The 15,715-nt window shown below is 69.8% G+C and carries 13 protein-coding genes; 5 read left to right on the top strand and 8 right to left on the bottom strand.

The window, feature by feature from the left end; genetic code table 11:
- Positions 1-2 precede the first annotated feature (2 nt).
- The 3 genes from D187_RS16815 to D187_RS16825 all read right to left on the bottom strand — a co-directional run bounded on the left by D187_RS16815 (position 3) and on the right by D187_RS16825 (position 3,403).
- Entirely contained in the window at positions 3-1,172 is a 1,170-nt protein-coding gene (locus tag D187_RS16815) for a zinc-dependent alcohol dehydrogenase (protein WP_002629125.1), read from the bottom strand.
- Positions 1,173-1,184: 12 nt separating this feature from the next.
- Positions 1,185-1,916, bottom strand: coding sequence for an SRPBCC family protein (locus tag D187_RS16820; RefSeq protein WP_051256393.1), 732 nt, complete (start codon positions 1,914-1,916; stop codon positions 1,185-1,187).
- A 215-nt stretch (positions 1,917-2,131) separates the two neighbouring features.
- A complete protein-coding gene (locus D187_RS16825; protein ID WP_002629123.1) occupies positions 2,132-3,403 on the bottom strand; it encodes a porin in 1,272 nt (423 codons plus the stop codon).
- Between the two features lie 355 nt (positions 3,404-3,758).
- On the opposite strand from D187_RS16825, the gene D187_RS16830 reads away from it, so the two are divergent.
- The 3 genes from D187_RS16830 to D187_RS16840 all read left to right on the top strand — a co-directional run bounded on the left by D187_RS16830 (position 3,759) and on the right by D187_RS16840 (position 5,221).
- Positions 3,759-4,034, top strand: coding sequence for a hypothetical protein (locus D187_RS16830; protein ID WP_002629121.1), 276 nt, complete (start codon positions 3,759-3,761; stop codon positions 4,032-4,034).
- Positions 4,035-4,176: 142 nt separating this feature from the next.
- Positions 4,177-4,656, top strand: coding sequence for a ferritin-like domain-containing protein (locus D187_RS16835; RefSeq protein ID WP_002629120.1), 480 nt, complete (start codon positions 4,177-4,179; stop codon positions 4,654-4,656).
- A 121-nt stretch (positions 4,657-4,777) separates the two neighbouring features.
- A complete protein-coding gene (locus D187_RS16840) occupies positions 4,778-5,221 on the top strand; it encodes a hypothetical protein (protein ID WP_002629119.1) in 444 nt (147 codons plus the stop codon).
- Positions 5,222-5,245: 24 nt separating this feature from the next.
- On the opposite strand, the gene D187_RS16845 is transcribed toward D187_RS16840, so the two are convergent.
- The 4 genes from D187_RS16845 to D187_RS16860 all read right to left on the bottom strand — a co-directional run bounded on the left by D187_RS16845 (position 5,246) and on the right by D187_RS16860 (position 12,723).
- Positions 5,246-6,775 carry an ELWxxDGT repeat protein gene (locus tag D187_RS16845; protein ID WP_002629118.1) on the bottom strand — a complete coding sequence of 510 codons (1,530 nt, stop codon included), beginning with the start codon at positions 6,773-6,775 and terminating at the stop codon, positions 5,246-5,248.
- A 191-nt stretch (positions 6,776-6,966) separates the two neighbouring features.
- Positions 6,967-10,251, bottom strand: coding sequence for a lantibiotic dehydratase (locus D187_RS16850; RefSeq protein ID WP_002629117.1), 3,285 nt, complete (start codon positions 10,249-10,251; stop codon positions 6,967-6,969).
- 15 nt (positions 10,252-10,266) lie between these two features.
- The gene (locus D187_RS16855; RefSeq protein WP_002629116.1) at positions 10,267-11,511 is read right to left on the bottom strand and encodes a lanthionine synthetase C family protein; all 1,245 of its coding nucleotides are present in this window, start codon (positions 11,509-11,511) and stop codon (positions 10,267-10,269) included.
- Positions 11,512-11,778: 267 nt separating this feature from the next.
- Positions 11,779-12,723: a hypothetical protein gene (locus D187_RS16860; RefSeq protein WP_063724989.1), complete on the bottom strand. Its 945-nt coding sequence runs from the start codon at positions 12,721-12,723 to the stop codon at positions 11,779-11,781.
- A gap of 206 nt (positions 12,724-12,929) precedes the next feature.
- Here D187_RS16860 and coaA point away from each other — a divergent pair, with 206 nt between their 5' ends.
- The gene (gene coaA / locus D187_RS16865; protein WP_002629114.1) at positions 12,930-13,883 is read left to right on the top strand and encodes a type I pantothenate kinase; all 954 of its coding nucleotides are present in this window, start codon (positions 12,930-12,932) and stop codon (positions 13,881-13,883) included.
- 40 nt (positions 13,884-13,923) lie between these two features.
- On the opposite strand, the gene D187_RS16870 is transcribed toward coaA, so the two are convergent.
- On the bottom strand, positions 13,924-15,132 hold the full coding sequence (locus D187_RS16870) for a bifunctional ornithine acetyltransferase/N-acetylglutamate synthase (protein ID WP_002629113.1): 1,209 nt from the start codon (positions 15,130-15,132) through the stop codon (positions 13,924-13,926).
- A gap of 312 nt (positions 15,133-15,444) precedes the next feature.
- Between D187_RS16870 and D187_RS16875 the strand changes: the two genes are divergently transcribed.
- Positions 15,445-15,696, top strand: a complete 252-nt coding sequence (locus D187_RS16875; protein ID WP_002629112.1) for a hypothetical protein — start codon at positions 15,445-15,447, stop codon at positions 15,694-15,696.
- Positions 15,697-15,715 lie beyond the last annotated feature (19 nt).

Raw genomic sequence — 15,715 nt, forward strand, 5'->3', positions numbered from 1 at the left:
CTTCAGGGAATGAAGACCGACCGGACGCAGCCGTCTTCCTTCTTCTTGAACATCTCGTAGCCGCGCGGGGCGTCCTCCAGCGGGAACCGGTGCGTCACGAGGTAGGAGGGATCCAGCTCCCCTCGCTGCACGTGCTCGAGCAGCCGCGGCACGTACTTCTGTCCGTGCTGCTGCGCGGTGCGCACCGTGAGCCCCTTGTTCATGATGGAGCCGAGCGGGAACTTGTCCATCACTCCGTAGACGCCGAGGATCGACAGCGTTCCGCCCTTGCGGCACGCGAGGATCGCCTGGCGCAGGGCCTCGCCCCGGTCGGTGTGCAGGTGCAGCGCCTGCTTCGCGCGGTCATACGCGTACTCGAGCCCCATGCCGTGCGCTTCCATGCCCACCGCGTCGATGCATGCGTCCGGGCCGCGCCCGCCGGTCATCTCCCGGAGCACCTCGACGACGCTGTCGACCTGGGTGTAGTCGATCGTCTCCGCGCCCGCCTTCTCCCGCGCCAGTTGCAGCCGCTCGGGGAAGCGATCGATCGCGATGACGCGCTCGGCGCCGAGCAGGTAGGCGCTCTGCATCGCCATGAGCCCCACGCCGCCCGCGCCCCACACCGCGATGGTGTCCCCGGGATGGATGTTGCAGAACTCGGCGCCCATGTAGCCCGTGGGCGCCGCGTCGGACAGGAAGAGCACCTGCTCGTCCTTCAGTCCGTCGGGAACGAGGAAGCAGTCATTGTCCGCGTGCGGCACCCGGACGTACTGCGCATGGCCTCCCGCGTAGCCGCCGAACGCATGCGTGTAGCCGTAGATGCCGGCCGTCGGCTGGCCGAACGTGGCCTGCTGGACCTCGGGCTTGGGATTCGTGTTGTCGCACAGCGAGTAGAGATCGTGCTGGCAGTACCAGCAGTTGCCACAGACGATGAAGGAGGGGACGACCACCCGGTCTCCCTTCTTCACCTTCTTCACCTCGTGGCCCACCTCCACGACCTCTCCCATGAACTCGTGGCCGATGACGTCGCCCTCGCGCATCGTCGGGATGTACCCGTCGATGAAGTGCAGGTCGGAGCCACACGTCGTGGACATCGTCACCTTGAGGATGACGTCGCGCGGATTGACGATCTCCGGATCCGGGACGTTCTCCACACGCAGATCGTTGATGCCGTTCCAGCAGAGTGCTCGCATGGGTGTCTCTCCTCAGTGGAGGTGGGCGCCCTGGCGGGCGGAAGGGTTGCGCTCGGTCGTCGGGATTTCTCCCGTCTCGGCCAGGCTCTTGAAGCGCCGCAGCGCCCGGTTCACGAGCAGGTCCGGCACGGCGAGCAGCCGCGTCATCACCGCCTCACCGAGGGCGCCGCCCGGAGGTTGGAAGTCCAGGTGGAGCGTGACCTCCGTTCCCCAATTCCCCGGCGCGGGACGGAAGCTCACCAGGCCCTGATTGGGCAGGAGGGCGCCTTCCACCGATTCCCAGCGCAGCAGCTCGCCCGCGCGCTCCTCCTCGATGCGCGTGTCCCACTCCAGGTCCTGTCCGAGCGGACCACTCACGCGCCAGTGCGTGTACTCCGCGCTCGTCGTGGACAGCTCGGCGAAGTGGCTCATGACCTGGGCCAGGGTGCCCGGCTCGCGCCAGAGGCGGTAGAGCTCGTCCGCGGGCTTTCCGATGGTGATGGCGTGCTGCACGCTCGGCGTTTCCGTCCGGGCCCCTTCCTCGCGCCGGTCGCGCGGGCTCGAGGTGAGCTGACGGAGCCCACGAAGGCCCCGGTAGAGCAATCCACTGCTGGCGAGCGCCATGACTGTTCCTCCCAATGAACGGCGCTGGAGGCCGAGCGTCAGCAGCGCCCCCCCGAGCACCACGGATGCCATCTTCTCGAGTTGTTCCTTGTCGACCCGCGCGGTCAGCCGGGTCGCTTCATCCTGGACGAGTGCCTTCATGTGCCGCTGCGCTCCTTCCTCGTGGCGGCTCCTTCCGGCACGGCCGGAGGCAAGCGCCTCGGCGGCCATGAGAAGTCCTGCCTCCGTGAGGGAGCGCCCACACTGAAGGTGGGAGGACCCCCTCTGCGCGACAACCGGGGGGAACTCCTTCGAACAATCATCGGGGAGGGCCCTCGCTCCGCCGCCTGCTGCCGGGCGCGGGGGGCCAGCTCCCGTCAGAAGCTCGCGTCGAGCTGGAGCCGGGCGAGGTGGCGCGGCTCGCCCGTGGCGCCGAAGATGTAGAAGTAGTCGCCCTGCAGCTTGAAGGCGTGCCCATTGAGATAGACGTTGAAGCCCGCGCCGACCTGCTTTCCCTGGGTCTCGACGAGCTGGAGGAACTGCGGGTCGGTGCCCCTCCGGGCGAAGAGCTGCTCCCAGCGCGCGGTCAGCTCCACCTGGGGGCTCACCAACTGGCCCCCCTGCACGAAGTAGCCGTAGCCCGAGCGCGTCACGTCCCGGGTGGGGGTGGTGCCGGTGGTCTGCTCGAGCACGTCCGTGTTGGCCTTGCGCCACAGGCCCTCGGCGAGCAGTGAGAAGCCCCGGTACTTGAACACCACGTCCGCGGCCAGGTGGCTGTAGTTGGCCGTGCCGGCGGTGAAGGCCGTTCCGATGGTGCTGTTGCGGCGCGACGTCCGGTAATTGTAGGCCGCCGCGACCCCCAGGCTCAGGCGGGGCTTCGCCGAGCGCGTCAGGTCCGCTTCCTGGTCGTCATCGAAGGCGCCGAAGGGCCGCAGCGTGAGCCGCAGGACGGTGAGGGGGCCCGGCGCGTACGCCGCGAAGCGGTTGCGCCCGTCGCCTCCACCGATGAAGAACTGGTAGCCGAGCCACTCGTTCAGACCGAAGAGGTTGTTGGACGAGAGCATCACGCCCACGTCGCGGTCGAGGTTCAGCTCGCGCACCACCTGCTGCCGGTCCACGAACTGGAGCGCGAACTCGCGGATGGTGCGGGCCCGGTCGAGCGGCACGAAGAACTGACCCACGCGGATGTTCACGTCGCGCCAGCGCGTGTACTCCACGAAGGCGTCGAAGATGGGTGAGGAGCTGCCCGTCTCGAAGTCATTGCCTCCGAAGGCGAGCTGGATGTTGTAGCGCAGCTCGGGCGCCAGCACGTTGCCACCCACGATGAGGCGCAGCGTGCGGACCTGGATCTCGTGGGTGTCGCTCTGGTCGAAGTGGAGGAAGGTGTCGCGCAACTGGATGCGTGCCCGGAGCCCGAAGGAGAAGCGCTCCCCGGCCTTCACCACGATGCCGCGACCGGGCTCGGCGGTGATGGTGGTGGGGGGCGGGGGCTCGGCCGCGGGCGCGGGGGTGGAGGGTGGCGGACCTTCCGGGGAGGGCGGCGTGGGGGCGGAACCGCCCTGGCCCCGGGCAGGGGCCGCCACCGCGAGGAACAACGCCAAAAGCAGACGGAGCGCGCCCGAGGCGCGCGGAGAGACGTGCGAGTGCATGGAGGGATTTCCTGAAGGTCACCGCTGTCGCGGCGGGGTCTTCCATCCGCTCGGACGCGCGAGGTCGGCCCGGGCGGGAGGCGTGGCGGGAACGATGAGGGTCAACACCGGAGACGGCAGACGCTCGTCATGGACATGTCCAATATAGCGGATGCCCCCGGAGGGAAGGGCGGTCCGTGGCATCCGTTATAGCGGATGATGGCCCGGCGGTCTTCAGGAATCGAGCAGGACGCCGGGCGGACGGTGCCCACGGGGCGAGCCTCCAGGCAGGCCGGCCCATTCGGGTCGGGCGCGTGCCAGCCTGCCCTGTCGTCTCCAGCTTCCAGGAAACTCCTCGTGTGGACAGGGGGGCGGCATGTCTTCGGAATGGGCGCAGGAAGCGGAGCGGCAGGCGAAGGCGATCACCCGGGATCTCATCGAAGTGGGCCGGGTGAAGGGCTTTCGTGTGATGTACCAGAAGAGGGAGGCGCGCTTCGCCCTCCGGGCGGGGACGATGACGGCCTACTTCTCCGCCCATACCTATGACACCCCACGGGGCATGGATTGGCTCCAGTTGCGCATCGACATCCTCATGCATGTGCGGCGCGGGTTGCAGCTCGAGCCGCGGGAGGAGTCCGCCCCGGCGTCTTGAGCTTGTCTGGGACCTCCGCCGGGGGCGAGGCTTCAGGAGACCCCTCGGGGCCGCGTGTGCCGAGGCTGGTGACACGGGCCGTGTGTGGTGACCTTCACTCGTGCCCGGACGCGGGTCCGGCCCATCGTGGAGGCACAATCACATGGCACAGAGCATGGACTCGAAGATGTTGTCGTCTCTTCAAGAGCTGCTGCACATCGACGTCGACGCGGTGATGCTCTACGACGCGGCGCTGCGGAGCATCACCCACCCGATGGCGGAGCAGGCCCTGATGGAGTTCCGCTCCGATCACCTGCGTCACATCCGGGAGCTCAACGATTGCATCGAGCAGTTCGGTGGGGAGCGGGCGTGCATCGGGGTCAATGCCGAGCAGTGTGATCTCCACGGCTTCACCCCCATCGAGGAGGGAATGCCCCTGGAGGCCGTCTTCATGGCCCTGGTGGATGGCGAGCAGATCACCAACCAGACCTACGAGCGCATCCTCAAGGAGGAGTGGACGCCGGAGATCCGCTCACTCATCGATCGCAACTTCGTCGACGAGCAGCGCCACCTGCTCTGGGTGCTGAAGGCGTCGCGCACGCGGATGTGGGAGCGGGACGCGGGAGTCAGGCCCGACGTCTGAGCGCCTGATGTGGACGTTAGGCTCCGCGCGTGGACGTGGTGTGTGAGTCTCGCTCCTCGGGGACGGTCTGGCAGGGCTTCTGCACAGGCTCCCGGGAACCTGTCCTTCCCGAGGTGCCCGCATGCCGCGTCTGGCCTTCCTGCTGTGTCTGTTGTTCATCCCGCTCGGGTGTGAGGCTTCTCGTCAGGAGTGGCTCGGCCTCTACGAGATGACCGGCACCGCCCACTACAGCATTCCGGGGCTGGGTCACCTGTCTTCACCCGTGTCGGCGACCTGGCGCGTGTCGGAGGGGACGGCCGTGGAGCTCCTCCTCTCCGACGTGGCGGGCGGGTGTTCCCTGGGCGCTCACGTCGAGGAGGAGCGGGCCCAGCTCGAACCCGGAGCCTCGTGCACCTGGAATGAGAACGGTGTCCTCTTCACCCTCTCCGCGGTGCACGGTTCGATCGTGCTCGCGGACGGCCGGGGCCACTTCGAGATGGCGGGCCGCGTGACGGCCACCGCCTGGGGGAAGCTCTACCCGGGGGAGTTCTTCCAGAACGCCACGCTGACCCGCGTGGGGCCGTAGCCCCGCGGGTCCGCGGGCCCGGGACTACTCCCGCAGGGGCAGCACCCACAACTCGGCGCCGTGGCCCGGCGTGTAGGCCGTGAAGTAGACGGAGGCACCGACGCGGGTGAAGTCGTGCGGATAGGAGAAGTCCTGCCCGGGGGCGAGATCCTGGAGCTGCCGCGTTCCCTCCGCCGTTCCGTCGCTCACCCAGGGCTCCAGTCCCTGTCCCTCGCCGATGTTGCTGTAGAGGATGCGATCATCCAGGGTGAACAGCTCGCTCTGGAATTCATCCGACAAGCTCAGGGGCCGGGACACCTGCTGCGTTCCGTTCGCCGTTCCATCGGTCATCCAGAGCTGCACGTCCCGGGGCGCCGGTCCCGACGAGGAGATGTTCACGCTGAAGAAGAGCCGGCCACCCGCCACGGTGGAGGTGCCGATGAGGGGATCCGAATCGGGCTGCTCCGAGAAGGCGTTGGGCAGCGTCGCCACGAGCCGCTCCTGTACCGCGCCCGCGTCGTCCACCGTCAGGGAAGACAGGCGCAGGAGGTGATCCGACGGCGTGGAGAGCGTGAGGAACAACTGGCTGCCCGGGCCCTCCATCAGGTTGGGGATGGGGCCGTCCGAGTCCGCGGACAGCTCCCGCACGCGCACCGTGCCCTCGCTCGTGCCGTCCGTGCGCCACAGCTCGCTGCCATAAGAAGGCGTCGAGGTGAGGAAGAACACCGACGTGCCCAGCTTCTGGAGGTGGGCCGGGTAGGCGCTCGCGGGACCGGCCTGGATGTCCTTCACCAGCACCGTGCCCTCGGCCGTGCCGTCCGTCCTCCACAACTCGGTGCCATGCTCCGCGTCCGTGAAGACGAAGAAGAGGGTGTTGCCCACGAGCACCTGCGAGAAGCTCAGCGAGGAGTCCGGCCCCATGTCGCGCACGAGCACCGTGCCCGCCTCCGTGCCATCGCTCCTCCACAGCTCGGTGTGGCCGCTGTCCGTGCCGGGGATGTAACGGAAGAAGAGCAGTTGGCCGCCCACCACGGTGAGCTTGTAGGGCGCCGAGTCGCCGCCCGTGCCCGGCGTGAGCTCCTTCACCTGCCGCGTGCCGCCGGAGGTGCCGTCGGTGACCCAGAGCTCCGGGCCGTGCGCCGCGTCTCCCGCGACGAAGAAGAGCTGGGAGCCCAGGGGCGTCAGTTCCGTCACGAGGTCCGTGGTCGTGTCCGCGAGCGCGGGAAAGTCCTTCACCCGCGCGGTGCCCGCTTCGGTCCCATCACTCGCCCACAGGGCATGGGTGCCGTCCTCGTAATGGGTCGCGAAGAAGAGCCGTCCCTGGAAGTCCACCAGGCTCGAGGGGCCCGGGTCGGTCCGGGAGGGGCGATCGGAGGGCGGGAAGACATCCTTGACGAGATGCGCGGTGCCCAGCGTCGGACGGGCCGGTGGAGCACTCGCGCGGTCGCCTCCTCCCCCAGCGGGCACACCCGCGGGCGGAAGTTCGCTCTCCGGTGTGGGGGTTTCCGAGCCCAGCCCACCACCACAGCCCACCATCAGCGAGCAGAGCAGTACCGCGCTTCGCCACGCATCCATCCCCACCTCGACTTGTCTGGGTTGAGAGGAAAGGTTGGGCAGGGCGTGGCAATCCGTCCAGTGGTGGTCAGCGAGAAACCCATCTCCGCATTCCCCTCGTGGAGGGGGGCTTCACTGCTCGTCCTCGGAGGAAGAGACCCCGCTGGGATGCAACGTGGCCTCTTGAACAGATGGGCGCGGGGGCTCGGAGTTCAACTCGCGGTGCTGAGGATCACGGCGGACCGCATCGGCGATGTCTGTCCTTGGCGGGCCCGCAGGGAGCCGTAGTGGCGGCGGAGATAGTCATGGAGGACGAGCTCCTGCGCACGGACCGCGCAATGGGCCATGCGGTTGGCATTCATGTGCAGCAGACTGCCCGCCAGCTCGGCGAGCGGTACTCGCAGCCTTCCCGCCTCGGACAGGGCCCGGAGCGCGGTGGTGATGGGCGCCTGCCGCTCTGATCTCCGAGCGAGCACCGCCAGGCCCTGGGCGAGCATCGGCTGTTGGACCCGGCGCGTGACGAGCAGTTGCTCGAGGCCGCGCCGCTCGCGGCGATAGCGCTCGCTCAACTGGTGCTCGGTGGCGCGCTGGACGTGGAACTCGCGGCCGAAGCCCTCGCGCAGCGCGGTGACCAGCCGCAGCTTCGCATCCAGATCCATGCCCAGGTCCGACAAGAGGGAGTCCATGCTGGCCAGCATCAAGCGCCAGCGCGCCTCCGCGCGGTCGTCGTCCCGGAGCAGCGCCAACAACTGGAGTGCCGCCTCGCTGTCCACCTGGAAGAGGCGTTCGCACAGCCTCATGCCCTCCATGCCCCCGTAGCGCTCCACCTCGCGCTCGTAGGTGTCGAGCTGCACCTTCCAGACGAGCCCCTCCCGACGGGCTCGCGACAGCATGCTCATCAGCTCGTGCTGCACCTCCTGGAGCCGCTCGGGCGCGCCGTGGAAGCGCAGCCGCAGGTGCCAGTCCGGGTCTGCTTCGCGGACGAAGAACCACCCGTCGGCCGCGGAGGAGCCCAGCGCGGCGCGCACCAGCGGCGCCACCAGCCCGGTCAGCAGCCGGTCCGCGGTGGCCGCGCCGGTGTAGAGCCTGGCGTCCAGCCACTCCGAGCCGGGCAGGAAGCCGCGGGCGGAAAGCTCGGGACGCGGCCCCGGCACCTCGTGGAGCCGCCGGGGCTCGGCGGGCGCGGGGCGCGTGCGGCCGAAGGGCACCACCACCTCGTGGTGGAAGCGGCCCTCGGGGCCGTGGGCGCACAACTCCTCGGGCCGGGGGAACAGCTCCACCAGCGTCACCCGGGGCCGGTCCTTGATGCGCTGCACCAGCGTGTCGACGCTCAGCACGTTGTCCAGGTCGACCGGCAGGATCTGGTCGCCCTCCTCCAGTGCGATGAAGCGGGGCAGGCGGTATTCGGCCCGGAGCGCCTGGATGGCGGCGAAGCGCCGGGCGCCGGTGATCGTGCCGAGTCCCTCCAGGGTGTCGCGCCAGAAGTTCCACCGGGCGACGGAGAGCACGAGCCGCCCGTGGGTGACGCGCGGCAGGAAGTGGGCGTGGGCGAGCGGGCCCCAGCTCCATTGCAAGGCGCCGCACTGGTGCTGGGTGGCCAGGGTGCACAGGAACCTGTACAGGCCCAGGCTCCGCGCCCCGTGGTCGTGGGCGTTGGTCATCCGGGGGATGATCTCGAGCCCCAGCCGCCGCGAGCGCAGCACGATGCGGCGGCCCTGGAGGGAGATGAGCAGATCGGACGCGTCGATCTGCTGGTCCTCGGGGGCGCCGGAGCGGCCCAGGTAGGTGAGCTCATGGTCGCGCAGCACCGGGCGGGCGAGGATGTTGCCGACCCGGCCCTGGGGCAGGTGGACGATCTCCGCGTAGACCGCGTCCGGGCGCGACGACTCCTCGGCGCGCAGGTGCTCGCGCACCTTCTGGTGCAACTGCTCGTCCCCCAGACACAAGCGGCCCAGGACGTTGGCGCCCGAGGGACCCGCCGCCATGAGCAGGCGGACCTGGAAGCGGCCCCGGGCGAGCGACTCCTCGGACTCGGCCGCCACGGTGGCCATGGCCATGAAGGCGTCCGGCAGGGGCGCGCGGGACGCGTTCTCCAGTTGGGCGAGGTCCTCGTCGCTCAACTCCATCACCTGGCTGCCCGTGCGCTGCACGTGCTCGAGCTTGTGCAGCAGCCGGGCCTCGCGTTCGCCGAAGCTGGCGCGTGCTTCCCGGGGAGCGCCCAGGCTCAGCCCCTCGAGCAGGGGGACGGCTCGCGCGTCCGGGGCGCCGGACGTCACGAAGCCGATGCCGGATTCCTCGTCCAGCACCTCCAGCAGGGGCAGCTCCCGGCCCGCGTAGCGCTGGAGGAACGCGTCGCGGAAGGCCTCCAGGCCATCCTCCGGAGGCGAGGGGTGGAGGCGGTGCAGCAGCCGCACCCCCTTCTCCAGCTCGCGCAGCACCTCCTTGCCCAGCACGGCCTCGGGGGCGGGCTTGACGAGGTCCACCTGGAAGAGCCGCGGCAGCTCGACGGGGGCGGGCAGCTTCGCCAGCATGCGCGCCACGTCCAGGTAGCGCTCGCTCGACGCGCCAAGCCCCTCGCGGTCCAGGTGCTCCAGGCAGGATTGGACGGCGCCCAGCGTCTCGGTGAGGGACGTGGTGCCGGGCAGCTGGCGCAACTGGGAGATGAGCTCGGGGAGTGCCTCGGGCCCGGTGACCGGGGGGTGCAGCTCGGACACGAGGAGCTGACTGTCGATGAGCTCGTCGACGTAGCCCCTCGCCTCGTGGAGGCTGACGTCGGGGTCCAGCTCCACGAGGAAGCGCGCCAGCTCCTCGGGCCGCGCGCCGTGACGGGCCCGGGCGAGCGCGGCCTCGAGGTACTCGGTCGGCTCGATCGCCATGAGGTGGTAGGCGCGGTGGCGTGCCGCGAGGCGCCGCTCGGCGTAGCGCAGCTGGTTGCTGGCGCGGTAGAGGCTGGTGCTGGGCCGGTGGGGGATGTGGGGGCGCAGCGTGGGCGAGCGGGAGAACGCCTCCGCGAGCAGGCACGCGTAGTCCATGTCCAGGCGGGTGTGGCGTTGGTAGCGCTCGCGGGGCCCGGTGCGCAGCCGGGTGTGCTCGCCCAGCTCTCCCACGGAGTAGCCCGCGAAGAGGCCGAAGGGCGTGGGCCGGCCGGCCATGCGCGACAGGTAGCGCACGAGGCCGCGCTCCAGCTTCACTCCCTGCTCGCTCTCGGGGGCGCGCTCCCACTGCTCCAGGTGATCGTGGAAGCCGGGCGAGGCCACGAAGAGCGCCTCACGCACCTCGGGCCGGCGCACCAGCTCCGCCAGGCGCGCGCGCAGCGTGGCGCGGTCGCGTTGGAGCGCCGGCTCCAGGGGCAGGCCCGGCGGAAGGCGGGGGGCCTCCATGCCCTGTCCCCAGGTGTCCAGCTCATCGAAGGGGAGCAGGGGCGTGCGGAGCACGAAGAAGCCGGAGGGGGCGAAGGGGAAGTCCCACGACGTGTTCTCGGTCTGTGCGGTTTTCATGGGGAGCGGACCGGATCAAGCGGGGATGGAGGCCATCAACATGCCGTCCCACAGCGGGGTGTGGGGCTGAGCGGCGGCGAGCAGGGCGAGCGCGGTGCCGGTGACGCCGTTGAGCAGGCTCTTGTCGGCGATCCACCCCATGTCCTCGTTCTTGCCGGTGGGCGAGGACCAGAAGACGAAGCCGGCCACGCCCTCGCCGGGGCGGCGCATGCGCAGCGTGCGGGTGAACCACTCGGTGGCGGTCTGCTTGAACGTGGCGTCTCCCGACACCTGGTAGAGCCGGTTGTAGATGTGGCCGAGGCCGGCCGCGCCATGGCACAGGCCCGCGTCGCACACGCCGGACTGCTCCTCGGGGCGCAGGGCGGCCTCGCGGGCGATGGCCAGTGCCTCGCGCTCGAGCTGCTCGTCTCCGAGCGCTTGCGCGGTGACGACGAGGCACAGGACGACGCCGGGGTCGCCGTGGCACCAGGCCGAGCGGCAGGGCGTCACGTCCACGCCCGGCGCCACGGCCGAGGGAAAGCGCGCGCCGGGGCTGTGCGGGAGCGCGTTGGCGAGCAGCCAGCGCGCTCCCCCCTGGGCGAGCTCACGTGCCTTCTTCTCCGCCACGCCCGTGCGGGAGATCAACGCGAGCAGGGCGACGACGGCGGGCACGCCGTGCGCGGCGCCCAGGTTGAAACAGCCCGCGGTGTACATGGCGCGCTGCTGGGGCGGCAGGTGATGGGGCGGCGTCCACCACGACAGGCCCGAGCCCGCGCGGGTGGAGCGTTCCTCCAGCCGCGCGACGATGGCCTCCAGGCATTGGACGGCGAGGGGGCGCGGCAGGCGCTCCAGCGCGTAGACGCCCAGGCCCACCAGGCCCTGGAGGAGATCGTACTCCGCGCTCCACGGCTGCCGCGTGAGGAGGTCGAGCAGCACCTGGTCGATCTCGTCCATGTCCTCGAGTCCGTGGAGGCCGAGGGCGCCGAGCCGCTCGATGGACCAGGCGATTCCGGTGAAGCCCCCGTGGAGCCAGGGCAGCAAGGGTTTTTCCTCGATGGCCAGCGCCGCCTGGTGGATGAGCCGCTCCGCGTGGCCGCCGTGGCCGAGCTGGGGCCGGCCCCGCTGCAACTCGGCGAAGAGCAGGGCGCGTCCGGCGAGTCCCCCCACGAGCGAGGGCCCTTCCAATCCCTGACTGAACTGGAGCACCTCGGCGATCTCATCCACGGTCCGCAGTGCTTGTTCCCGCAGCTCGCCGTCCAGCAGTGTCGTCCAGTTCTTCATGGATTGCCCCCCGTCCCGATGTGTTGGGTATTCGTGCTCTGGAATACGGCGATATTGGCCGCTCTCTCGTCTTTCTCAGGTTTAACGGTTCTCTGCCTGGAGGGAAATGCGCTCGGGGGGCAGGTCAGTGTCCCCGTGGCGACATGCCGCGGGAGTCGCGTGAAAGGAAAAACCCCCGGGGGCGTGGGCCGCCTCCGGGGGTTCTCCGCGTGTCCTCTGTCTTGTCGTTCGGGCTGGGAGAGGTGTCCGTGGCGTGAAGCGTTTCACTCACTGTTCGCAGAGGCCGCAGTCCTGGGTGCAATGCGCGGCGTCCGTGCCAAGGCCACACGACTCGGTGAATTGGCAGACGCCATCGCCACACGTGTAGATCTCCTGGGGGCGGATGCGGGTGGTGATGGCCGCGTAGGTGGTGCCGTCGAGGGTGCAGTGGGTGTAGTAGGTGTTCGTGGGATCGGGCGTGCACCGTGAGGCGCAAGGGCCCACCTGGGTGATGGGCGCGCACGCGTTCTGGCCGGACTCGAGCGCGCAGGCGCGCACGCTGCTCTCCTGGGGCGACAAGAGCGGGTCGTCATGTCCCACGAAGACGCCCTCCGCGGTGAAGAGGTTGCCGAAGAAGCACCCCTCGCGCTGGGAGAAGGTCTGGAGTTCCTCGGCCGAGGTGGCGATGGGTTCGTCGTGCGCGCTGCGGCCCAGGACGGAGATGGGCACGGTGCGCCCGAACTTGTTCACGTGGGCGGCCAGGCACGCGGAGACGAGCTGCTGCTCCGTCACGGTGGCGGGACGGCCGCTGACCCAGTCCGGCGCCAGCCCCAGCGAGCCGCTCCAGACCCGGACCTGACCCTGGCTGTCCGTGTACGTGCGCGTCTCCCCGGCGGGCGCCGCGCACGCCGTGACGTACTTCATGACGTTGTCGGCCAGGGCCGGATCCTGGTCGTACCAGGAAGAGAAGGCCGCGCTGTTCAAGCCATTGAAGGCCAGGCCATTGAAGGCGAGCCCGTTGAAGGCCAGGCCATTGAAGGCGAGCCCATTGAGGGACTCTCCGTTGTCGGACGAGAGCGTCTGGCTCGCGGAGGCGATGGGCTCGAGGGCACTGGAGGTCTCCAGGGGCTCCTGCCGCATCGGACCGCACGCCACCGTGCCGCAGACCCACAGCACCCCCGCCATCCCCCATTCCCGCCTCGAACGGCTCCCCTGGCTTTCGACCGCCTTCATCTCCGACCTCCTGGAAAATATCGGGAAAAACCGCGCAATCGGAAATACGGTCGCCTGCTCGCTTTTGGTGAGGTCAATGGAGACGAAGCCCGGGGAGAATGTCGTTCACGGACGGTTTCCGGTCCGGGTGCTGCCGGCGGGAAGAGGACTCCGTCCTGCGCGAGACACTTGGGTAGGATGGGGTGGCCGTCAGGGAGGGCGGCCGCATGTCCGTACCCAAGCAACAGGCCGCGTCCATGTTCGTCGATTTCGAGCGCGATGCGTGGAGGGCGTTGCGCGCGTCGACTCCGCTGCTGCTCGACGCGGCGGAGGTCGAGAGGCTGCGAGGACTGGGCGAGCAGCTGGACTTGAAGGAGGTGGAGGAGGTCTATCTGCCCCTGTCCCGGCTGCTCAACCTGCACGTGGCGGCGGCGCAGAGCCTGTGGACGGCGCAGCAGGCGTTCCTGGGCGGCTTCACCCAGCGGGTGCCGTTCGTCATCGGCATCGCGGGCAGTGTGGCGGTGGGCAAGAGCACCACGGCGCGCATCCTCCAGGCGCTGCTGTCACGCTGGCCGGACCACCCCCACGTGGAGCTCGTCACCACGGACGGCTTCCTCTACCCCAACCGGGTGCTCACCGAGCGCGGCCTCATGCTGCGCAAGGGCTTCCCGGAGAGCTACGACCGGCGCGCCCTGGTGCGCTTCCTCGCGGAGATCAAATCCGGCCGCGCCGAGGTGAGCGCCCCCGTCTACTCGCACCTCGTCTACGACATCGTCCCCGGTGAGTTCCTGTCCATCCGCCGGCCGGACATCCTCATCCTCGAGGGGCTCAACGTCCTGCAGACGGGGTCCGTGGAGGGGGGGAAGCTGCCGCACACCTTCCTGTCGGACTTCTTCGACTTCTCCATCTACGTGGACGCGCACGAGCAGGACATCCGCCGCTGGTACGTGGACCGCTTCCTGAGCTTGCGCGAGACGGCGTTCCGCGACGAGCGCTCCTTCTTCCGGCGCTTCGCCGAGCTCTCCGAGGAGCAGGCCACGGCGCGCGCCCTGTCCATCTGGGCGGAGATCAACGGACCCAACCTGGCGCAGAACATCGCGCCCACGCGCTCACGCGCGCGGCTCATCCTGCTCAAGGGCTCGGACCACAAGGTGCGCCGCGTGCGCATGCGCAAGATGTGAGGCGGCACTCCTCGCGGGATGTGCCGCCCCCCGCGCGCCGTCAGCTGCGGTAGTCCGCGTTCTCGCTGATGTACTCGTGGCTGCGGTCCGAGCCGAGCACCGTGCACGCCGCCGAGCCCAGCCCCAGGTCCACGTCGAGCTCCACCGCGCGCTCGTGCGGGGGCCACGTCACTGGAGGCCGGAAGGTGAGCCCGTCCGCGGGCGCCACGCTCGCGTACAGCTCGGCCTCCTTCATGTGCGCCACCAGGGCGCGTTCGGCCTCGTGGTCGAGCCGGAAGGTGCCCTGCTGGAGGATGACGCGCCCGCCCATGCGCAGCGTGCAGCGCGACAGATCCATCCCCGGGTGGTGGGCGCCCACGTACTTGCCGATGGCCATCACCAGCCGGCCCACGTTGGGATCGTTGCCGTTGACGGCGCACTGGAACAGGGGCGAGTTCACCACGGACTTGCCGATGCCGCGCGCCACCGCCTCGTCCGGCGCGCCGTGCACGCGCACGCGCATGACGTGGTGGACGCCTTCCCCATTGCGCACCAGGTCCTCGGCGAGGTCGGCGCACACGCGCTCGAGCGCGGACTCGAACTGCTCCAGGGAGGGGCAGGGCACCTGGCGCGAGGAGAGGAGTGCCACGGTGTCCGAGGTGCTGGTGTCGCTGTCCACGCTGATGCAGCCGAACGTCCTGGCGGCCACCGAGCGCAGGGTGGCGCGCAGGGCGTCGCGGGGCACGTCCACGTCGGTGAGCAGGTAGACGAGCATGGTGGCCAGGTTGGGCTCGAGCATCCCCGCCCCCTTGGCGATGCCCACGATGCTTCCCTGGCCCACGGAGGCCCGGCGCACCTTGGGGTAGAGGTCGGTCGTCATGATGCCCTCGGCGGCGGGCATCACGGAGCGGGCGTCGAGCGAGGCCACCGCCGCGGGCACCGCGCCCACCATGGCGTCCACCGGCAGCCGCCACCCGATGACGCCCGTGGAGCAGGGCAGCACCTGCGTGGCGCTCAACCCCAGGCCCCGCGCCACCTCCGCGCACAGCCGCTCGGAGGCCTCGACGCCGCCCGGCGCGCACACGTTGCTCACCTTGTTGTTCACCACCACCGCGCCCAGCGTGGGCTCGCGCAGCCGCTCACGGCCCACGAGCACTGGCGCCCCGGGGAACGCGTTCGTCGTGAACACCGCCCCGAACGCCGGCGTCGGCTCGTCGAGCACGATGAGCGTGAGGTTCATCTTCGCGGGCTTGTCCACCTCGGCGGGCACGAAGTCGAAGCGCGTCCGACCGACACGGAATCCTCGCGGCAGGGCGGACTGCTCCTCCAGCCAGGTGCGGTGGGCCTCGACGGACGAGAAGGTCAGGTTGGTGCTGGGAATGACGGTACCTCACGGCGAAAGGACTGCCGCTTGGTGCCGCAATCCCCGCCCTGAATCAATCCAACATTCCGGGCCCTGAAGTCTGGACCTGTAACAATTTCCACCAGTCGCCGCGTACGCCCCGCCAAGTCTCCGGAATCACGAGGGATGGGGGTGGCCCGATTCGTGCTCAAAGGGTTGGTGAACACTGAGTGCCTGCGCATGAACCCCACTGCCTACACCGTCGAGATCGACCCGTCAGCCTGGAGCCAGTTGGCCCTGCTGCGGGGGGATACGTACCGCCGGGTTCGCGAGGCGCTCACGAATGTGGCCTCCACGGTGACGCCCGCCGAGGTGGCCTGCCAGGCGGGGTCTCCGCTGGTGGTCGACGGCACGGTGGCGCACTACGACGTGGACCACCTGCGGCGCCGGGTGTTGCTGCGCGAGGTGGCACCCTCCACGCAGGAGGCCTGAGCGGCCCGGGTGAAGCGCG

The organism is Cystobacter fuscus DSM 2262 (genome assembly GCF_000335475.2).
Lineage (GTDB): Bacteria > Myxococcota > Myxococcia > Myxococcales > Myxococcaceae > Cystobacter > Cystobacter fuscus.